Genomic DNA, 19,765 nt, shown 5'->3' on the forward strand with positions numbered 1-19,765 from the left:
GGAGTCGGGGGCAGTATGAGCGTCTTCCAGGGTATCCGGCTCCGCAAGACAATCGTCCCCGCCTGCTGCATCGCGGACGGGGACGGCACCCCCCGCAGCGGCGGGGACCATGTGTCGACGCTGGGCGCGAACGCCGTCGACGCCGGACCATCCCCGCGTCGGCGGGGACCATGCCCCGATCAACGCAGAGGCGCCGTGCAGGTCACTCTTTCAGCGCCTCTTCCAGCTTCCGCGCCACCGACGACGCTGCATCCTCAGGCAGTGGTGCCCCCTCCTCGTCCGTCACGTAGAAGGCGTCCACCGCGTTGGAGCCCAACGTGCTCACGTGCGCACTCCGCATCCGCACCCCCGCGTCCTCCAGCGCCCGCCCGATGCGGAACAGCAGGCCCGGGGCGTCCTGGGCGCGGACCTCGATCACCGTGGCGAGGTGGGAGGCGGCCGGGTGGACGGTCACCCGGGGCGGGGGCGGGACGACGCCGCGTCGGCGCGGATAGGCCGCGTCGCGTTCCGCGAGACGGGAGGCGATGTCCAGCGAGCCGTCCAGCGCGCGGACGAGGTCGGCGCGCAGCCGGGTGGCCTGCGGCAGGGAGCCGTACTCGGCCGCCACCCGCCAGTCCAGCAGCAGCACCGAGCCGTCCACGCCGTCCGGCAGGTCCAGCGCGCGCAGCTCGGCGGTGCGCACGGTGAGCCGGTGCACGGCGAGGACACCGGCCACCGCGGGCAGCACGCCCGGCTGGTCGGGTACGGCGATGAGCAGCTCCACGCCGAGCGGCTCGGGATCGCCGGACGGCTCCTCGCCGGGCGGCTCCGGCTGTGCGCGCAGCGCCAGCACGGGGCCGCCGGTGGCGGTCGCCTCCAGCCCGAGCCGTTCCTGCTCGGCGGTGGGCGCGGCCGGCTCGGGTTCGTCCGGCGCGTCGCCGGCGAGCACGGCCGACACCCGCCGTACCAGGTCCGCGACGAGCGAGCCGCGCCAGGAGGACCAGGCGGCCGGGCCGGTGGCCAGCGCGTCCGCCTCGGTCAGGGCGTGCAGCAGCTCCAGCGTGGACGGCGTGCCGACCGCCTCGGCGACCAGCCGCACGGTGGCCGGATCGTCCAGGTCTCGCCGGGTGGCCGTCTCGACCAGCAGCAGGTGGTGGCGGACGAGGGCGGCGAGTACGGCGACGTCGGCGCGGTCGAAGCCGATCCGCGCGGCGACGTCACGGGCGATGATCTCCCCGGCCACCGAGTGGTCGCCGGGCCAGCCCTTGCCGATGTCGTGCAGCAGGGCCGCGACCAGCAGCAGGTCGGGCCGGCCGACCCGGCGGGTGAACTCCGAGGCGCGCACGGCCGTCTCGATCAGGTGCCGGTCGACGGTCCACACATGGACGGCGTTGCGCTGCGGCCGGCAGCGCACCCGCTCCCAGTCGGGCAGCAGCCGGGTGATCAGCCTCTCTGCCTCCAGCGCCTCCCACACCTCCACCGTGGGGCGCCCGGAGCCGAGCAGCGTGACCAGCTGTTCCCGCGCCTCGGCGGGCCAGGGCGCCGGCAGCGGGCGTGCGGTGGCGGCCATCCGGCGCACGGCGTGCAGCGACAGCGGCAGGCCTGCCTGGGCGGCGGCGGCCGCGGCGCGCAGGGGGAGCACGGGGTCGCGTTCGGGGCGCGCGGCACGGGCGAGCACCACCTCGCCGTCCTGTTCGACGACGCCCTCGGCCAGCGGCGAGCGCTCGGCGACCGGTTTGCCACCGCCCAGGATGGCGCGCAGGCGGGGGCGCACCGCGCGGGAGCGCAGCACGCGGCTCACCTCGCGCCAGGTGACGTCACTGGCGTACGAGATGACCCGGGCCGCCTCGTAGACCTGCCGCAGCAGGGCGTCGGCGTCGAGCAGGCCGAGGCCGGCGGCGACCTGGTCCTGTTCCTGCAAGGAGAGCCGGTCGGTGGCCCGGCCGGTCGTCAGGTGCAGGGCGTCGCGGACGTCGAGGAGGCGGCGGCGGGCGTCGTCGAGTCCCTCGCGGGGCGCGTCGGCGAGCCAGGACGCGGCGACCGCGCGCAGGGCGGTGGCGTCCCTGAGGCCGCCCCGGGCCTCCTTGAGGTCCGGTTCCAGCAGGTACTGCAGCTCGCCGTGGCGTTCGGCCCGTTCGGCGCACAGTTCCTGGAGTTCGGGCAGGCGCCTCGGGGCCTGGTTGCGCCAGTCGGCGAGGACGGCGGTGCGCAGCGAGGCGGTCAGGGCGAGGTCGCCGGCGAGGTGGCGGGCGTCCAGCAGGCCCAGCTGCACCTTCAGGTCCTCCCCAGCCGTCTTGCGGGCCTCGGCCGGGGTGCGCACGGAGTGGTCGAGGGCGAGGCCGAGGTCCCACACCGGGTACCAGAGGCGGTCGGCGAGGGCGGCCACCGCCTTGGGGTCGGCGCCGTCGTGCAGCAGAAGCAGGTCGAGGTCGCTGCGCGGGGACAGCTCACCGCGCCCGTACCCGCCGACGGCGACCAGCGACACCCCTCGCAGCTCACCGGCGCCCGCCGCGAACAGCTGCGCGAGCCAGTCGTCCGTGAGCCGGGACAGGGCCGCACGGCGCGGCGGCCCGGACTGCTCCCCCTCGGTGAGGAGGTGCAGCCGGGCCGCCGCGTAGCCGCTGGGGCCGGGGTCCTCTGCTTCGTAGCGCGCGTTGGTCGTCGTCACCCAGCGACTCCTGTTCGTCAAGCGGTCAGAGCGCGTCGGGGCCGCGCTCGCCGGTGCGGACCCGGACGGCCGTGTCGACCGGGATCGACCAGACCTTGCCGTCACCGATCTTGCCGGTACGGGCCGCCTTCACGACGACCTCGATCAGCTGCTCGGCCTCGTCGTCCTCGACCAGCACCTCGATACGGATCTTGGGAACCAGGTCGACGGTGTACTCGGCGCCGCGGTAGACCTCGGTGTGCCCCCGCTGCCGACCGTAGCCGCTGGCCTCGGTGACCGTCAGGCCCTGGACTCCGAAGGCCTGCAGGGCCTCCTTGATCTCGTCGAGCCGGTGCGGCTTGACGACGGCGGTGATGAGCTTCATGCGTCCACCTTTCGGGTCCCGGCCTCGGCCACGGCGGCCGGTACGGCGCTGGTGCGGGCGGCTCCGCCACCGGCGCCGCTGAAGTCGTACGCGGTCTCGGCGTGCTCGCTCTGGTCGATGCCGAGGACCTCCTCGTCCTCGGTGACCCGCATGCCGATCGTCTTGTCGAGGACGAAGGCGAGGATCGCGGAGACGATGAGGGAGTAGGCGAGGACGGCGCCGACACCGGCGCACTGCTTCCACAGCTGGGTGAAGGAGTGGTCGCCGTAGAAGACGCCGGTCGCGGCGGACTGGCCCTTGCCGGTGGCGAAGAAGCCGATGAGCAGGGAGCCCGCGATTCCGCCGACCAGGTGGACGCCGACGACATCGAGGGAGTCGTCGTAGTTGAACCGGTACTTCAGGCCGACGGCCATCGCGCACAGCACACCGGCGATGGCGCCGACGGCGATCGCGCCGAGCGGCGAGACCGCGCCGCCGGAGGGCGTGATGGCGACCAGGCCGGCGACCGCGCCGGAGGCGGCGCCCAGCGTGGTGAACGCGCCGTGCCGGATCTTCTCGTAGATCAGCCAGGCCAGCATGGCGGCACCGGTGGCGACCTGCGTGTTCACGAACATCAGCGCGCCCACGCCGTCGTCGTTGCCGAGCCAGGAGCCGGCGTTGAAGCCGAACCAGCCGAACCACAGCAGTCCCGCGCCCAGCATGACCAGCGGCAGGCTGTGCGGACGCATCGGGTCCTTCTTGAAGCCGACGCGCTTGCCGATGACGAGGATCACGCCGAGCGCCGCGGCACCGGCGTTGATGTGTACGGCCGTACCGCCGGCGAAGTCGATGACGCCCAGTTCGTACGCCCAGCCGCCCGCGCCCCAGACCCAGTGCGCCACGGGGAAGTACACGATCGTCACCCAGAGCGTGATGAACAGCGCCCACGCGCTGAACTTCACGCGGTCGGCGAGCGCGCCGCTGATCAGGGCGGGCGTGATGATCGCGAACATCAGCTGGAACATGCAGAAGACGAAGACGGGGATGGAGTAGCCGTCCCACAGCTCGGTCAGCCCGATGTTGCTCAGGCCCAGCCAGTCGGAGTTCCATCCGATGAGGCTGCCGGAGTCCGTGCCGAAGGCGAGGGAGAAGCCGTAGAGCACCCACAGGATGGTGACGATCCCGAGGCTGATGAAGCTCATCATCAGCATGTTCAGGGTGCTCTTGACGCGGACCATGCCTCCGTAGAAGAAGGCCAGGCCCGGGGTCATGAGCATCACCAGGGCGGAACAGATGAGCATGAAGCCGGTGTTGGCGGACGACAGTTTGGGTGCGTCCGCCGCGAGCATGATGGCTGCTGGTGCCATCGGCGTCTCCTCGTCGTTGTACGGCCCCGTGCGGGCGAAGCCTGAGCGGAATGCCTCAGCGGAATGAGGGGTGGGCCGGTTATGGCGACGAGATTGACGCAGTGCCGTTTCGGTGGACGGCCCGCGTTGTTTCGCCGGGGTGACGAAGGCGCCCGGCGTGTTACGCCCCGATGAATTGCGGGGGGAACGGGACCGGCCACGGGCGGCCCTCCGATGACCTGGCGGGGGAGCCGAGTCGGGCAGTTCGGGAGGGCCGGCCGCGGCCGGGGTTCAGTGGGTGGAACGGGTGGGGTCAGACCGCCTCGGCGGCCTCCGGCAGCTCGGCGGCGAGCTTGTCGGTGAGGTCGACGATCTCGGCGAGGTCGCCGAAGTCGCGGGCCGCGGTGTCGACGGTCTTGCGGATCCGGGTGTTGACCCGCTCGGAGCGCACCTTCCGGGCGATCCGCATGGCCTGCCCGGCGTAGACCGTGCTCTGCTCGGGGTCGCGGCGCAGCAGGTGGACGGTGGCCATGCCGATGAGGTTCAGCGCATACGACCGCTGGTGCTCGCTGTCCTCGGCGAACAGCTCCACGGCCCGCTGCATCAGCGGCTCGGCCAGGGAGGCGTAGGCGGGGCTGCGGCCGGCGACGTAGGCGAGGTCGCGGAAGGAGTGGCTGTTCTCGCCGTACAGCTCGGCCTCGGAGAAGAAGCGGATCCAGTCGGGGTCCGGCTCGTCCCAGTCGTCGGCGTCGGCGAAGGTGTCCTCGGCCATGCGGACGGCCCGCTTGCACTTGCCGGGCTGGCTCATGTTGGCGTAGGCGCGGGCCTCCATCGCATACAGCATCGCCTGGGTGCGGGGGCTCGCGCAGTCGCGGCTGCCGTACTGGGCGAGGTGGATGAGCTCCAGGGCGTCCTCGGGCCGGCCGAGGTGGATCATCTGCCGGCTCATGCTGGAGAGGATGTAGGAGCCGAGCGGCTTGTCGCCGGCCTCCTTGGCGGCGTGCAGCGCGAGGACGAAGTACTTCTGGGCGGTCGGCTGCAGCCCCACGTCGTACGACATCCAGCCGGCCAGCTCGGCCAGCTCGGCGGCGACCTTGAACAGGCGTCGGGTCGTGGCCTCGGGCTGGGGTTCCTGGAGCAGGTCGGTGACCTCGTGCAGCTGGCCGACGACCGCCTTGCGGCGCAGGCCGCCGCCGCACTGGGCGTCCCACTGCCGGAACATCACGGTCGTGGTCTCCAGCAGGTCCAGTTCCGGCTTGGAGAGCCGGCCGCGGGCGCGGCTGGTGGGGATGGTCTGCGGGTCGGCCTCCCGGCGCTGGCCGGGCAGCACCGGTGTGGGCACCAGCCAGCGCTGCATCGGCTCGATGAGGGCCGGGCCGGCGGCCAGGCCCAGCGAGCTGCCGAGGAAGCCGCGCCGGGCCAGCATCAGGTCGCTGCGCGAGAACTCGCCGAGCAGGGCGACGGTCTGCGGGCCCGTCCAGGGCAGGTCGACGCCCGTGGCGGACGGCGAGGGGCGCACGGTGCGCAGGCCGAGGTCCTCGATGGAGACGACGCAGCCGAAGCGCTCGGAGAACAGCTCGGACAAGATCCGGGGGATGGGCTCGCGGGGGTTCTCGCCGTCCAGCCAGCGGCGGATCCGGGAGGTGTCGGTGGAGATGTGGTTGGCGCCCAGCTGACGGGCGCGGCGGTTCACCTGGCGGGCGAGCTCGCCCTTCGACCAGCCGCTGCGCACGAACCAGGACCCGAGCAGCTCGTTGGGGCGCTTCTCAGCGTTCGTCCCGCCACCGCCGTTGCCGCCCACTGGAACGCCCCCATCCCTCACGACCTCGTGCCGCGCCTTGCCGCGCCGCTGCGCCAAGCCCTATCAGAATGCCGGTTCTCGGGGCCTCCGTCCGGCGGTTCTCACCCTTCGAACGGAAAACCGAGTTGCCTCCGGCATACCCACGAGCGCATGTGCCCGCCGGTAGCGTGCACTCAAAGTAATCCCACGATCACCGGTCCGGCCATGGCGAAAGCGTAAACGCCACCATTCGCCACCCCTTCGAATGAACTCACGGTGGCGTTCCCGCGATTCACTTGACATAGGACAGCTGGGAGTGAGCGCACGGATGCATCCAGGGGCGCGTGTCGCAGGACGCACCACCGCGGGCACTTCCGGACGCCGTCCGCAGCAGGGTCGAGGACACGCTCCGTAGCGGGTTGAGTGTTCTTGGTAACCACCACTTCGTAACCACCGGTACGTCGGACCCGTTGGAGGGGGCATGGGCTTCACGATCGGCAGCAGTCGGGGCATCCGTGACATCCGCGACATGCGGTCCGCCTCTCGGCGGCGCGGCCGCTCGTCGGAGTGCACCGCGGTGGCGGAGTTCACCGGTCTGTGGGGCTGGGACGTCGTGCCGGGCGCTCGGGCGATGGCGGGCGTGTGCTCGTGCGGGCGCGGCGACTGCCCGGCGCCGGGAGCGCATCCGCTGCCGTTCGCGGCCGAGGTGCGGGCGGGGGCGACGCTGGACGAGGTGACCGCGGCGTGGGCGGAGGTGCCGGGCGCGTCGGTGATGCTGCCGGTCGGGCGGGCGTTCGACGTGCTGGAGGTCTCGGAGGCGGCGGGGCGGCGGGCGCTCGTGCGGCTGGAGCGGATGGGGGTGCCGCTGGGGCCGGTCGCGGTGACCCCTCAGGGGCGGGCGCAGTTCTTCGTGGCGCCGGGGGCGGCGGCCGATCTGCCGCGGGCGCTGTACCGGATGGGATGGGACGATCCGGGGCTTGATCTTCTGGGGCTGGGGGCCGGGACGTACGTCACGGCTCCGCCGTCGGATCGGGGCGGGATGGGGGCGGCGCGGTGGCTGCGGCCGCCGGCGCTGGATTCGGCTACCCGGCCGGCGGGGGCGCGGTTGGTACTGGGGACGCTTGCCTATGCGGCGCATCGGTCGCGGGGGGCTTTGGGGTAACGGGGTTCGGTGGTCGGTGGTCGTCTGCGGGTGCGTTGTGGCTGGTCGCGCAGTTCCCCGCGCCCCTTATGGGCCTGCGGCGGCCCGTTGCTGTCCGGTGGCCGGTTGCCGTAGCGCCTGCGGTGCGTTGGAGATCGGGGCCGGGGTGGGGGGTGTCCGTCCTCGGTCCGGCCGCCCGTTTTCCGACTAGGGCACCCTTGCCCGGTGCCGGCCGCTGCGGGCGGACACCCCCCACCCCGTCCCCTTCCCGCCGTACGCGGGTGCAGCAACGCCGTGGCGCGCGCGGCTTCGGGCCGCCGTCCTGCGTAGCTGCGAGCACGAAACACAGCCCACCCCCGGCCGGAGATCCGTGCCGGGGGTGGGTGGTGATTCGCGTGGACGACGGAGTCGCTAGTCGCCGAGGAGGGCGTCCACGAAGGCGCCCGGCTCGAAGGGGGCCAGGTCGTCCGCGCCCTCGCCGAGGCCGACCAGCTTGACCGGTACGCCCAGCTCCCGCTGGACCGCGATCACGATGCCGCCCTTGGCCGTACCGTCCAGCTTGGTCAGGACGATGCCGGTGATGTCGACGACCTCCGCGAAGACACGGGCCTGGACGAGGCCGTTCTGACCGGTCGTGGCGTCGAGGACCAGCAGCACCTCGTCCAGCGGGGCGTGCTTCTCCACGACCCGCTTGACCTTGCCCAGCTCGTCCATGAGACCGGTCTTGGTGTGCAGCCGGCCCGCGGTGTCGATGAGCACGACGTCCGCGCCCATCTCCTTGCCCTCCTTCACCGCGTCGAAGGCGACGGAGGCGGGGTCGCCGGCCTCCGGCCCGCGCACGGTGTGGGCGCCGACCCGCTCGCCCCAGGTCTGGAGCTGGTCGGCGGCGGCGGCGCGGAAGGTGTCTGCGGCGCCGAGGACGACACTGCGGCCGTCGGCCACCAGGACGCGGGCCAGCTTGCCGGTGGTGGTGGTCTTGCCGGTGCCGTTGACGCCGACGACCATCACGATGCCCGGCTTGCTGGTGACCGGCTCGGTCTTGACCTCGCGGTCCATGTCCGGGCCGACGAGCGTGAGCAGCTCCTCGCGCAGCAGGCCGCGCAGCTCCTCCGGCGTGCGGGTGCCGAGCACCTTGACGCGTTCGCGCAGGCGCTCGACGAGCTCCTGCGTGGGCTGCACGCCGACGTCGGCGGTGAGCAGCGTGTCCTCGATCTCCTCCCACGTGTCCTCGTCGAGGTGTTCACGGGAGAGCAGGGTGAGCAGGCCCTTGCCCAGGGCGTTCTGGGAGCGGGAAAGGCGGGCGCGCAGGCGGACCAGGCGTCCCGCGGTGGGCTCCGGGATCTCGATCTCGGGAGCCTCGACGACTTCGGCCGGCGGCTCCTCCACGGCGACGGGAGCCCGGCCGCCTGGAAGATCCACCTCCTCGATGGTGCGCCGCGGTTCCTCCCGCGGCGTCTCGGCCTCGTCGCCGACGTGCGGCTCGGCCGGAGGAGCGGTGATGTCGGGCGCGGCGGGGGGCGGCGGGGGCAGCGACTTCTTCCGTCGGCTGCCGACCACGAGCCCGCCGAGCGCGACGATCGCGACCACGGCGATGACTACAGCAAGGATGACGGTTTCCATAACCCGTCCAGTATCAGCCATGGGGGTCCGCCGGAGCGGTCTTGTGGCTTCCTCTGAGAGACAAACGCCACTGGAGGGCAGGAGTCGGACCAAAGTACGATGGTGGTACCTCCGTCAACGCGCGTAGAGTCCCGACATCGCCCTGTCCCCCACCTTTGAGGCTCCCTCTTCCCATGAGTAAGACCGCCGAGACCGAAGGCGCTCTCGAAACCCGCGGCATCGAACAGGTGCCCGACAACGAGCGCACCGCCAAGCCCCGCGAGCTGTTCCCCACCTGGGTGGGCGCCAACATCAGCGTGCTGCTGCTGACGATGGGTGCGAGCCTCGTCGTGGCGTACCACCTGAACATCTGGCAGGCGCTCGTCGTGGCGGCCGTCGCGCCCGTCGTGTCGTACGGCCTGGTCGGGCTCATCGGCATCGCCGGCAAGCGTGGCGGGGCGCCCGGGATGGCGCTGTCGCGCGCGGTGTTCGGGCAGCGCGGCAATCTGCTGCCCGGTTCGCTGATCTGGGTGGCCCGCTGGGGCTGGGAAACGATCAACGCGGTGACCGGCGCCTACGCCATGCTCACCATCCTGGACATCGTGCTCGGCATCGGCGCGAACAGCGTGCTCGACATGGTCATGCTGCTGCTGTTCGTCGTCGCCACCTTCGCGATCTCCGGGCTCGGCATCAACGCCGTGCAGAAGTGCAACAAGTACGCGACCTATCTGTTCGGTGCTTTCTCGGTGCTGGTGCTGGTCTATCTGGCCGTCAACACCGACTGGTCGAAGGTCATGGAGCACTCGGCCGGTTCCACGGCCGCGGTGATCACCGGCATCGGCATGATCGCGGCCGGCGGCGTCAGCTGGATCCCGTCCGCTCCGGACTTCACCCGCTACCTGCCGCGTACGGCGTCCTCGAAGGCGATCGTCGGTACGTCGGTCGGCGGCGCCGGCATCGTCGTCCTGCCGATGGTGCTGATGGGCGCGGTGATGGCGGTGTCCACTCCGGACCTGGCCTCGGCGTCCGACCCGGTGTCCTTCCTCGGCGAGATCCTGCCCACCTGGATCGCCGTGCCGTATCTGCTGATCGCGCTGATCGGCATGCTGCTGATCAACTCCATGTCGATGTACTCGGCGGGCTTCACCGCGCAGACCCTCGGCTTCAAGGTGCCGCGCCACTGGGCGGTGTCCGTGAACGCCGTGATCTCGCTGATCTTCGGCGGCGTGCTGATGCTGGTGGCGACCAGCTTCATGGGCTCCTTCATTGCTTTCCTGTCCCTGCTCGCCGTCGCCTTCTCGGCGTGGGTCGGTGTCTTCGGCGCGGACATGCTGCGGCGCACGGAGTACGACGGCGCGGCCATGGCCGACACCACGCGCAGCAGCGCGTACTGGTACCGGGGCGGCTTCTCCCCCGCCGCGGTCGTCTCTTGGGCGGTGGGTCTCGCCGGCGGCCTGATGTTCACCACGTCGGACTGGTTCACCGGCCCGCTCGCGAAGAACAACGTCATCGGCGAGTACGGCCTCGGCTGGGTCGCCACCATCGTGATCTCCGGCCTCCTCTACCTGGCCCTGCCCAAGCCGGCGGTCGTCCGGCCGGCGGCGACGGAGACGGCCGAGGAGCGCGAGAGCGTCACCGTCTGACCGCCCACCCCCCGCAAGCCCCCTCCAGCGGCGAAGCCCTGCCGGAGGGGGCTTCTTCGTACCCATCACCGACCCGCACCCGCGTGCGACGGAAGCAGCGACACCCCCCACCCCCCACCCGCCGGGGGGTGGGGGTGTCCGCCCGCAGCGGCCGGCACCGGGCAACGGTGCCCTTCTGAGATGCGGGCAGCCGGACCGAGGACGGACACCCCCCACCCCGGCCCCGACCCACCACGCACCGCAACGGGCCGCCGCAGGCACAAAAAGGGGCGCGGGGAACTGCGCGACCAGCCACAACGAAACCCGCACCCGACCCACCGGAGCGCAAAGACACCGCCGCCCCCACCCGGGCAGTGGCCGGGTGGGGGCGGCGGACGGATCGAGGAGAGGGCAGCGGGGACTTGGCCCGTCTCCTCGAGTTCGGGAGGGCGTCAGCCCATCTCCTCCAGCGTCTTGCCCTTCGTCTCCTTGACGTACTTCAGGACGAACGGGATGGAGAGCGCGGCGAAGACCGTGTAGATCACGTACGTGCCGGAGAGGTTCCAGTCGGCCAGCGACGGGAAGCTCGCGGTGATGGCCCAGTTGGCGATCCACTGCGCGGCGGCGGCCACGCCCAGCGCGGCGGCGCGGAGCTTGTTCGGGAACATCTCGCCGAGGAAGACCCAGACGACCACACCCCAGGACAGGGCGAAGAAGAGCACGAAGATGTGGGCGGCGATCAGGGCGACCCAGCCCTGGGTGCTCGGCAGCTTGCCGTCGACCAGGTCGTAGCTGAACGCCCAGGCCTCGAGCGCCAGGCCGACGACCATGCCGACCGAGCCGATGAGCGCGAGCGGCTTGCGGCCGACGCGGTCGACGAAGATCATCGCGATCACGGTGCCGACGATGTTGATGATCGACGTCGTGAAGGAGTAGAAGAACGAGTCCGACGGGTCGACGCCCACCGACTGCCACAGGGTGGAGGAGTAGTAGAACGCGACGTTGATGCCGACGAACTGCTGGAAGACCGACAGGCCGATGCCGATCCAGACGATCGGCTTGAAGAAGAAGCCGCCACCGAGCAGGTCCTTGAAGGAGGACTTGTGCTCGCTCTTCATCGCCAGCTCGATCTCGTCGACCCGGGCGTTGAAGTCGACGTTCTTGCCCTCGACCTCGGCGAGGATCTCCTTGGCGCGCTCCCGCTTGCCGACGGAGATCAGGAAGCGCGGCGACTCGGGGATGGCGAAGGAGAGCATGCCGTACAGGACGGCCGGGACGACCATGACACCGAGCATGACCTGCCAGGCCTCCAGGCCCATCAGCTTGCCGCGCTGGTCACCGCCGGCGGCGTTGAGCAGGCCCCAGTTGACCAGCTGGGAGACGGCGATGCCGATGACGATCGCGGCCTGCTGGAAGGAGCCGAGGCGGCCGCGGTAGGCGGGCGGGGCGACCTCGGCGATGTAGGCCGGGCCGATCACGGAGGCCATGCCGATGGCGAAGCCGCCGACGATGCGCCAGAAAGCGAGGTCCCACAGGGCGAAGGGCAGGGCCGAGCCCACGGCGCTGATCGTGAAGAGGACCGCGGCGATCTGCATACAGCGGATACGGCCGATGCGGTCGGCTATCCGGCCGGCGGTGGCGGCACCGATGGCACAGCCGATCAGGGCGATCGCGATGACCTGGGCCAGCGCGGCGGAGCCGATGTCGTAGCGACTCCGGATGGCCTCGACGGCGCCGTTGATGACGGAGCTGTCGTAACCGAAGAGGAAGCCGCCCATCGCGGCGGCTGCCGCGATGAAGATGACATGCCCGAGATGATCGGGATGAGCCGTACGGGCTCCTGACTGGGGTGCCTGCGCTGTGCTGGTCACGTGTACTCCTCGGGCCACCGGCAACGCTGCCGGGTGGGGGTCTGCCCTTCCAGGCTTCCAGTGGCGCATACGGGTACGCCGCTCACACCTGAAGGTAAAAGCAACGTTGCAGAGACTATGCCTTCAAGTTTCGAAGTCAATACTTCAACGGCTGTGAGTTTGTAGATAAGCCGAGGGTCGTTGTGTTCAATAAATGAACGTCCAGTCAGATGATCTTGAACACCCGAGCCCGTAGGTCCCCTAGCGCAGGCGCTGCGAGATGACCTTCGAGACGCCGTCGCCCTGCATGGAGACGCCGTACAGCGCGTCCGCGATCTCCATCGTCCGCTTCTGGTGCGTGATCACGATCAGCTGCGAGGCCTCCTGCAGCTCCTGCATGATCCGGATCAGCCGCTGGAGGTTGGTGTCGTCCAGCGCCGCCTCGACCTCGTCCATGACGTAGAACGGACTCGGCCGCGCCTTGAAGATCGACACGAGCAGGGCCACGGCGGTCAGCGACCGTTCGCCGCCCGAGAGCAGGGAGAGCCGCTTGACCTTCTTGCCCGGCGGGCGGGCCTCGACGTCCACGCCCGTGGTGAGCATGTTGTCGGGGTCGGTCAGCACCAGGCGGCCCTCGCCGCCCGGGAAGAGGCGGCTGAAGACGCCCTCGAACTCGCGGGCCGTGTCCCGGTAGGCCTCCGTGAAGACCTGCTCGACCCGTTCGTCGACCTCCTTGACGACCTGGAGCAGGTCGGCGCGCGTCTTCTTCAGGTCCTCCAGCTGCTCGCTGAGGAACTGGTGCCGGGCCTCCAGCGCGGCGAACTCCTCCAGCGCGAGCGGATTGATCTTGCCGAGCTGCTGGTAGGCGCGCTCGGCGGCCTTCAGACGTTTCTCCTGCTCGGCGCGGACGAAGGGGCGCGGCTGGTCCCCTGCGGCGGAGCCGCTGTCGGATGACGTGTCCGGCAGCTCTTCACCGTCGGCGGGGGGCGAGGGCGGCACGGGCTGGTCGGGCCCGTACTCGGCGACCAGCCCCTCCGGTTCGACACCCAGTTCCTCCAGCGCCTTGGTCTCCAGCTGCTCGATACGCAGCCGCTTCTCGGCGCCGAGTACCTCGCCGCGGTGGACTGAATCCGTCAACTTGTCGAGTTCGGACTTCAGTTCGCGTCCGGCGAGGCGGGCGGCGGTCAGCTCCTGCTCGCGGGCGGCCTTGGCGGCCTCCGCGGCGGACCGTTCCCGCTCGGCCCGGGCGAGGGACACCTCGATGTGCGCGAGCAGCTGGCGGGCCCCCGCGGCGACGGCCTGGGCGACGGCCGCCTCGTGGCGCAGCCGGGCGCGGCGCTGCTCGGCACGCGCGCGTGCCTCGCGTTCCGCGCGGGCGGCCCGGTCCAGGGAGTCGGCGCGTCCGGCCAGGCCCTTCACGCGTTCCTCATGGGTGCGGACCTGCAGGCGGGCCTCCATCTCGGTCTGGCGGGCGTTGGCCCCGTCGGCGGCCAGCCGGTCGCGCACGGAGGTGTCCGGCTCGTCGTCGACGGGGGTCTCCTCGGCGACGAGGAGCCGTTCCGCCAGCTCCTCCGCGTCCTGGACGGCCTGCTCCAGCGCCTCCTGCGCGCGGGCCGCGGCCGCGGTGGACCGCTCGGCCTCGCCGGCCGCCGCGCGGGCCTGCCCGGCGAGCCGCCCGAGCTGCTGCGCCACGGCTGATTTCTCCCGGTCTGCGGCCCGGCGGCTTTCACCGAGTTCTTCTACGAGACCGACGGCGTCGTCACGCCGTTCAGCCGCCACCCGCTGCTCCTCGGCCAGCTCCTCACACCGCACCGCCAGCTCCGCGAGTTCGGCGGCGGCCTCGTCGACGGAGGCCTGCACCTCCAAAAGGCTCGGGGCGCCGGCGGAGCCGCCGTGGGCGAAGTGGGCGCCCAGCAGGTCGCCCTCGGCGGTGACGGCGGTCAGCTCGGGGTGCGCGTACACCAGGTCCTCGGCGTCCTGCAAGGTGCCGACGACCACGAGTCCTTGCAGGAGGCGGCGGACCGCGGGCATGAGGTCGGTGGGGCCGCGGACCAGGTCTGCGGCGGGGCGCATCGCGGGGTGGACGGTGGCTGGTCGTCGGGCGTCTGCCGGTGCGTCGTGGCTGGTCGCGCTGTTCCCCGCGCCCCTTGGGGGCGCTTCCGGCGCCCCTGCCAGCAGCAGTGCCGCCCTTCCTCCGTCCTGCTTGCGCAGCAGCCGGATCGCCTCTGCCGCAGCGGCCGGGGTTTCGACGGCGATCGCGTCTGCGGCTGCTCCGAAGGCCGCGGCCAGGGCCACCTCGTAGCCCGGCTCCACCGTCAGCAGTTCTGCCGCCGGTCCGAGGACTCCCTTCAGGCGGTCGCGGGCGCCGAGCAGTATGCCGGTGCCGTCCTTGCGGCGCAGGCCGAGCGCCAGGGCCTCGTGGCGGGCCTGGGTCGCGGCGCGGCTGCGTTCGGCGCCGGTGAGGGCCTCGCGGGCGGCGCCCAGCGCCGTTTCCGCCTCGGCGAGCTGTCGCTTGGCCGTCTCGTGTCGTGCGGCCAGTTCCTCGTCGCCGGCGTCGAGGCCGTCGACCTCGGCCTGGAGCGCCTCGTACTCCTCCTGCGCGGTGACGGCGCGTTCTTGTGCCTCGTCGCGGGCGGCGGCCAGGCGGTCGATCTCGGCCTGCGCGGACGCGGCGCGCGAGCGCGCGGCGCCGACCTGGCCGCGCAGCCGCGCGAGGCCCTCGCGGCGGTCGGCGATGGCGCGGGCGACGTCCTTCAGGCGCCGCTCCTCCTGGGCGAGCTCCCGCTCCAGCTCGGCGCGGTGGGCGACGGTGTCCTCCAGGGCCCGTTCGGCGGCCTCGAGGGCGGCCGTCAGCTCGGCCTCCTGCTCGCGGATGCGGGCGGCCTCGCGCTCCATGTCCTCCGGGTCGCGGCCGCGCCGCTCCTCGGGCGGGGCGGAGGTGGCGCTCTTGACGCGGGCGTCGGCGAGGGAGATCGTGCCGCGGACGCGCTCGGCGAGCTGGGAGAGCTCGTACCAGGTCTGCTGGGCGCGCTGGAGGCGTGGGGCGAGCTGCCGTACCTCGTCCTCCAGCAGGGCCTCGCGCTGCTGGGCCTTCTTCAGGTCCTGCTCGGCGGCGTCCTTGCGGGCCTTGAGCGCGGCCTCGTCGGCGATCTCGGTCTGCAGGGCCCGGCGCAGGCGTACCAGGTCGTCGGCGAGCAGGCGCAGGCGGGCGTCGCGGAGGTCGGCCTGGATGACGGCGGCCCGGCGGGCGACGGCGGCCTGGCGGCCGAGCGGTTTGAGCTGGCGGCGCAGTTCGTCGGTGAGGTCCTGGACGCGGGCGAGGTTGGCCTGCATCGCGTCCAGCTTGCGCAGTGCCTTTTCCTTGCGCTTGCGGTGCTTCAGGACGCCCGCGGCCTCCTCGATGAAGGCGCGGCGGCCCATCGGGTCGGCGTGCAGGACGGAGTCGAGCTGGCCCTGGCCGACGATGACGTGCATCTCGCGGCCGATGCCGGAGTCGGAGAGCAGTTCCTGGATGTCGAGCAGGCGGCAGGTGTCGCCGTTGATCTGGTACTCGCTGCCGCCGTTGCGGAACATGATCCGCGTGATGGTGACCTCGGCGTATTCGATGGGCAGCGCGCCGTCGGAGTTGTCGATGGTGAGCGACACCTCGGCGCGGCCGAGCGGCGGGCGGCCGGTGGTGCCGGCGAAGATGACGTCCTCCATCTTGCCGCCGCGCAGCGACTTGGCGCCCTGTTCGCCCATGACCCAGCTGAGCGCGTCCACGACGTTGGACTTGCCGGAGCCGTTGGGGCCGACGACACAGGTGATCCCCGGTTCGAAGCGGAGCGTGGTCGCCGAGGCGAACGACTTGAACCCGCGGAGCGTCAGGGCCTTGAGGTGCACGCCGTCGGACTCTACCTTCCGGGGTTGTCTCACTCTATGAACCACGGGGCTACCCGCGGTTTCACTGTTGAACGCGCAGGGCACATCAGACGTTGAAGAGGGTGAAAGGATGCACGGGGGAAAGAAAGACGCCGGGGAAAAGAAAGAAGGGACGCCGAGGCGTCCCTTGCACTTCTGACACTGAAGCGGTTATGACGGAGAGCCCAACCACTGCCTGTGCTGTTGTGGAGCGGGCAGCGATCAGGTGAGCGCAGGCTCCGCCTGGTGTGCGTCAACGCTCTCCATGATCCTGTCGTGAGAAGCGGCAGCCTGCAGAGCGTCCTTCTCGGCCTGGATCCGTCCGAGCTCGGATTCGAGGTCCTGGACGCGCTGCTGGAGCCGTCGCATCTCGGCGAGGAGTCGCGGGTCGGAGCCGCCGACGTAACCGAGAAGCGCCTTTGCCATGATGGATGGTCCTCCACACTGAGTGACCGACCGAAGCGGTGGTGGGTCGTGAGGGATTCGCACCCGCGGCTGCCTGGCGGGCCTGCAGTTGTGCTGCCGTTCAGCCATGCCAAACAGCTAAGGTGCGCGGGCTTTCAGCGTCTCACCAAAAAGTTTGACGGTCAACACGATCACGCCCCGTATGGGAGGACGACCCGGGGCACGCGGCGCGAAAGCGCCAGCGCTGCGACTCCTGCGGGCCCCTCGGGGCGTGGCGATCATCCTTGCGTGCGGAGCCCGCCATCGCAAGCCCTTCTCCGCAACGACCTGCCGGTTTCCACGGAGCGAGGGGGCGTGCGGCGCCCGTCGGCGCGCCCTGGGACTGGCCGGGGGCCGGGGGTCAGCGGATGGCGAAGCCGTCGTAGCCGCCGCGGGGTGTGTCCCAGATCTCGGTGACGCCTTCGACGCGCCCCGGCGTGTCGCCGCCGCGGAGCCACTCGAGCAGGCCCTCGCAGCCCGGGCGGGAGCCCTCCGCGACCACCTGGACGCGGCCGTCGGCCAAATTGAGAGCAAAACCACTCAGGCCGCCGATCTCGAGCGCCTTGGCCCGCGTGAACCAGCGAAAACCCACACCTTGCACGCTTCCACGTACCCAGGCGACCAGTCGTACATCCTCGCTCATGGGTGCAACCTAACCGGCCAATGTCACTCGGGACACTTCCTCCCCTGACGCCATGGGGTACCGTCCCGACCCAATGCATCTCATATGAAACTCACCCGATGGGGTGAGTCTGGTCGGCTGCCGGGGGTGAGGGGACCCCCGTGATCCGCTGGGCGGGCCGACCGCCAGGACGAGGAAGGCCAGGACATGGGACGCCACCGACGCTCCGCCGCCGGCCGCGCCGCCAAGGGCCGCGCCACGGGGGCCACGCAGCGGGAGGGCTCCTACGCGGAGCACCGCACCCCGGGGGACTCGGCCGGAGGCGACACCGCCCCGATGGGCATCGCGCCCTATCTGAACCCGGAGGCGTACGCGGAGGCCGTGGCGAAGAGCCAGGCCTATTTGTTCGCCACCGACGACAGCTCCCGCGGCGGGCCCAGGACGGGCTTCGCGCCCGACGCGGGCGCACCGCGCGGGGGCGGCCGGCGGCGACGCAGGCGGGCCGTGACGCCGGTGCGCACGGGCCTGCTGGGCGTCGCGGGCGCGGTGGCCATCGGTACGGTCGCCGTGGCCTCCGGTGTGGTGCCGGGGCTGCACAACTACCGGCTCGGTGGCAGCGCCGGCGGGGACGGCGGGGTGCAGGCCGCGGACGCGCCGACGAACTCGCCCAGCGAGCAGGGCGGTACCTCCGGCAGCGCCGAGGCCGGCGACAGGAGCGGCCCGGTCACCGGCCGGACCCCCGGCCGTTCGACGTCGGCACCGGCGTCGGCGTCCGCTTCGGCGTCGACGTCGGCACCGGCATCGGTCTCCCCCTCGCCGTCGGCGTCCCCGTCCACGGCGTCGCCCTCCCCCACGCCCACGCCGTCGAAGACCGCGTCGAAGAAACCGTCGGCAGCGCCGCACACGACCACCCCCTCGCGCAAGGCTGCCCCCACGAAGGCGCCGGAGCGGACCAGCGCACCGCCGGTCACCGTGCCGGCGCAGGCGCAGGCCGAGGCGGAGGTCCTGCGGCTGGTCAACGAGGAGCGGGCGAAGGCCGGCCTCGCCCCGCTGGCGGCGAACAGCGCGCTGACGGGCCTCGCGGAGAACTTCAGCGACGACATGGCCGCGCGCGGCTTCTTCGATCACACCGACCCCGACGGGCACACCCCCTGGGACCGTGCCGCGAAGGCCGGCATAACGGGCCTGGGCGGCGAGAACATAGCCCGCGGCCAGGCCGACCCGGCGGCGGTGGTGGCGGCCTGGATGGACAGCCCGGGCCACCGCGCGAACATCCTCAACCCGGACTTCAAGACCCTCGGCGTCGGCGTCCACTTCGGCGCGGGCGGCCCTTGGTGGACCCAGGACTTCGGCTTCTGAACCGACGCACGGCGCCCCCTGTGGAGCGAACGCGATGCTGAGTTGAACGCGTTCGAAACATAGGGGGTGCTTGTGTCGACACAACCGGAGACGGGCCGCCGGGTGGGGCGGGTACTGCGCCGGACGAGCGCGGTGCGCGCTGACGCACCTGCTCCTCTACTGGACGGCCTGGCCGGCCTCGCGCACATCGCCGTCGTCGCCCTGATCCCCGCGCCGCTCCTCCCGCAGGACTGGGCCGGCGACGACGGCATCGCGGGGCCGGCGTGACGCAGCGTTGGGACGACGACGCCGAGTACCGGCGCGCCGTGCGCCGGGCCTGGGCGGCGACCGCCCTCGGTTACGGCTGTGTGGCGGGGGTGGTCGCGTTCGTGGCGGTCACCGCCCTCGCCATATGGGCGATGTGGGCCTTGATCGGGGCGCTCGCCAAGTAGCGGCCGCCGCGCCGCCGTCAGGTCAGGCCGCCGCCAGGCCCCGCAGGAACACCCGCGCCGTTTCCGTCACGCGGCGGCCCAGGTGTTCCGCCGTGGCGATGTCGGCCTTGTGGACGGCCTCGGGGCCCTCGTCGGCGTTGGTCTGGGCGGCGGCGCCGGAGAAGAAGCCGAGGCGGTTGAGGTCGTTCTCCGAGGCCGTGCTCGTGTTCCAGCCGGGCAGCAGGCCCAGGTTGACCCAGTGCATGCCGAGCTGTGCGGCGAGGGTCTGGAAGAACTGCAGGGTGTGCAGCTTGTCGCCGCTCTTGGAGGCGGAGTTGGTGAAGCCGGCCGCCAGCTTGTCCGTCCACGCCTGGGTGGCCCAGCGCTTGGACGTGGCCTCGGCGAAGACATGGAAGGCGCCGGACGCGGTGCCCATGTAGGTCGGCGAGCCGAAGACGATCGCGTCGGCGCGGTCCAGCAGCTCCCACTGCCCGTCGGTGATCTCGTCGACCTTGATCAGGTGGACCTCGGCACCGGCGTCGGCGGCGCCTGCGCGCACGGCCTCGGCGAGGACGGCGGTGTGACCGAAACCGGAGTGGTAGGCGATGGCGACAACAGGGGTGGTCATGCGTACTCCTCGTTAGGGCAGTTCGTAAGCGGTGAAGAAAGAAAAGCACTAACTTATGGTTAGTGCAACCCAGC

Annotated in this window: 15 protein-coding genes; 5 read left to right on the forward strand and 10 right to left on the reverse strand. The window is 71.6% G+C overall.

Translation table 11 applies throughout. The annotated features are described in order from the left end of the window. Positions 1-202: 202 nt before the first annotated feature. The 4 genes from AB0J12_RS24890 to AB0J12_RS24905 form a co-directional block, all read right to left on the reverse strand. Positions 203-2,647, reverse strand: a complete 2,445-nt coding sequence (locus AB0J12_RS24890) for a [protein-PII] uridylyltransferase (RefSeq protein ID WP_363266595.1) — start codon at positions 2,645-2,647, stop codon at positions 203-205. A 25-nt stretch (positions 2,648-2,672) separates the two neighbouring features. Continuing rightward, a complete protein-coding gene (locus AB0J12_RS24895; RefSeq protein ID WP_363266596.1) occupies positions 2,673-3,011 on the reverse strand; it encodes a P-II family nitrogen regulator in 339 nt (112 codons plus the stop codon). Next, positions 3,008-4,357, reverse strand: a complete 1,350-nt coding sequence (locus tag AB0J12_RS24900; RefSeq protein WP_363266597.1) for an ammonium transporter — start codon at positions 4,355-4,357, stop codon at positions 3,008-3,010. The genes AB0J12_RS24895 and AB0J12_RS24900 overlap by 4 nt, the downstream gene beginning before the upstream one ends. Positions 4,358-4,649: 292 nt before the next feature. Next, positions 4,650-6,137, reverse strand: a complete 1,488-nt coding sequence (locus tag AB0J12_RS24905; RefSeq protein ID WP_363266642.1) for a hypothetical protein — start codon at positions 6,135-6,137, stop codon at positions 4,650-4,652. Positions 6,138-6,597: 460 nt separating this feature from the next. Here AB0J12_RS24905 and AB0J12_RS24910 point away from each other — a divergent pair, with 460 nt between their 5' ends. Continuing rightward, positions 6,598-7,278 carry a bifunctional DNA primase/polymerase gene (locus AB0J12_RS24910; protein WP_363266598.1) on the forward strand — a complete coding sequence of 227 codons (681 nt, stop codon included), beginning with the start codon at positions 6,598-6,600 and terminating at the stop codon, positions 7,276-7,278. Between the two features lie 390 nt (positions 7,279-7,668). Here AB0J12_RS24910 and ftsY read toward each other — a convergent pair whose 3' ends face one another. After that, on the reverse strand, positions 7,669-8,877 hold the full coding sequence (gene ftsY / locus AB0J12_RS24915; RefSeq protein WP_363266599.1) for a signal recognition particle-docking protein FtsY: 1,209 nt from the start codon (positions 8,875-8,877) through the stop codon (positions 7,669-7,671). Between the two features lie 173 nt (positions 8,878-9,050). On the opposite strand from ftsY, the gene AB0J12_RS24920 reads away from it, so the two are divergent. After that, positions 9,051-10,499 (forward strand): cytosine permease, encoded by a 1,449-nt coding sequence (locus tag AB0J12_RS24920; protein WP_363266600.1) that lies wholly within the window; start codon positions 9,051-9,053, stop codon positions 10,497-10,499. Between the two features lie 431 nt (positions 10,500-10,930). Here AB0J12_RS24920 and AB0J12_RS24925 read toward each other — a convergent pair whose 3' ends face one another. The 4 genes from AB0J12_RS24925 to AB0J12_RS24940 all read right to left on the reverse strand — a co-directional run bounded on the left by AB0J12_RS24925 (position 10,931) and on the right by AB0J12_RS24940 (position 17,315). Next, the gene (locus AB0J12_RS24925; RefSeq protein ID WP_363266601.1) at positions 10,931-12,349 is read right to left on the reverse strand and encodes a sugar porter family MFS transporter; all 1,419 of its coding nucleotides are present in this window, start codon (positions 12,347-12,349) and stop codon (positions 10,931-10,933) included. Between the two features lie 240 nt (positions 12,350-12,589). Further along, the gene (gene smc, locus AB0J12_RS24930; RefSeq protein WP_363266602.1) at positions 12,590-16,210 is read right to left on the reverse strand and encodes a chromosome segregation protein SMC; all 3,621 of its coding nucleotides are present in this window, start codon (positions 16,208-16,210) and stop codon (positions 12,590-12,592) included. A gap of 240 nt (positions 16,211-16,450) precedes the next feature. Continuing rightward, positions 16,451-16,654 (reverse strand): hypothetical protein, encoded by a 204-nt coding sequence (locus AB0J12_RS24935; protein ID WP_363266603.1) that lies wholly within the window; start codon positions 16,652-16,654, stop codon positions 16,451-16,453. A 379-nt stretch (positions 16,655-17,033) separates the two neighbouring features. Next, on the reverse strand, positions 17,034-17,315 hold the full coding sequence (locus tag AB0J12_RS24940) for an acylphosphatase (protein ID WP_363266604.1): 282 nt from the start codon (positions 17,313-17,315) through the stop codon (positions 17,034-17,036). 186 nt (positions 17,316-17,501) lie between these two features. On the opposite strand from AB0J12_RS24940, the gene AB0J12_RS24945 reads away from it, so the two are divergent. The 3 genes from AB0J12_RS24945 to AB0J12_RS24955 all read left to right on the forward strand — a co-directional run bounded on the left by AB0J12_RS24945 (position 17,502) and on the right by AB0J12_RS24955 (position 19,084). Further along, positions 17,502-18,653: a CAP domain-containing protein gene (locus AB0J12_RS24945; RefSeq protein ID WP_363266606.1), complete on the forward strand. Its 1,152-nt coding sequence runs from the start codon at positions 17,502-17,504 to the stop codon at positions 18,651-18,653. 72 nt (positions 18,654-18,725) lie between these two features. Beyond that, on the forward strand, positions 18,726-18,920 hold the full coding sequence (locus tag AB0J12_RS24950) for a hypothetical protein (protein ID WP_363266607.1): 195 nt from the start codon (positions 18,726-18,728) through the stop codon (positions 18,918-18,920). After that, positions 18,917-19,084: a hypothetical protein gene (locus AB0J12_RS24955; protein WP_363266608.1), complete on the forward strand. Its 168-nt coding sequence runs from the start codon at positions 18,917-18,919 to the stop codon at positions 19,082-19,084. Before AB0J12_RS24950 ends, AB0J12_RS24955 begins: the two co-directional genes overlap by 4 nt. Before the next feature lie 22 nt (positions 19,085-19,106). Here AB0J12_RS24955 and AB0J12_RS24960 read toward each other — a convergent pair whose 3' ends face one another. After that, positions 19,107-19,691, reverse strand: coding sequence for a flavodoxin family protein (locus AB0J12_RS24960; protein ID WP_363266609.1), 585 nt, complete (start codon positions 19,689-19,691; stop codon positions 19,107-19,109). Positions 19,692-19,765: the final 74 nt, after the last annotated feature.

The sequence above is a fragment of the Streptomyces sp. NPDC049915 genome (assembly GCF_040656475.1).
GTDB lineage: Bacteria > Actinomycetota > Actinomycetes > Streptomycetales > Streptomycetaceae > Streptomyces.

Coding starts and splice junctions, on each gene's coding strand:
- AB0J12_RS24895 (WP_363266596.1), bottom strand. CDS start 3,011: ATGAAGCTCATCACCGCCGTCGTCAAGCCGCACCGGCTCGACGAGATC.
- AB0J12_RS24940 (WP_363266604.1), bottom strand. CDS start 17,315: ATGAGCGAGGATGTACGACTGGTCGCCTGGGTACGTGGAAGCGTGCAA.
- AB0J12_RS24945 (WP_363266606.1), top strand. CDS start 17,502: ATGGGACGCCACCGACGCTCCGCCGCCGGCCGCGCCGCCAAGGGCCGC.
- AB0J12_RS24935 (WP_363266603.1), bottom strand. CDS start 16,654: ATGGCAAAGGCGCTTCTCGGTTACGTCGGCGGCTCCGACCCGCGACTC.
- AB0J12_RS24910 (WP_363266598.1), top strand. CDS start 6,598: ATGGGCTTCACGATCGGCAGCAGTCGGGGCATCCGTGACATCCGCGAC.
- ftsY (WP_363266599.1), bottom strand. CDS start 8,877: ATGGAAACCGTCATCCTTGCTGTAGTCATCGCCGTGGTCGCGATCGTC.
- AB0J12_RS24900 (WP_363266597.1), bottom strand. CDS start 4,357: ATGGCACCAGCAGCCATCATGCTCGCGGCGGACGCACCCAAACTGTCG.
- AB0J12_RS24920 (WP_363266600.1), top strand. CDS start 9,051: ATGAGTAAGACCGCCGAGACCGAAGGCGCTCTCGAAACCCGCGGCATC.
- AB0J12_RS24960 (WP_363266609.1), bottom strand. CDS start 19,691: ATGACCACCCCTGTTGTCGCCATCGCCTACCACTCCGGTTTCGGTCAC.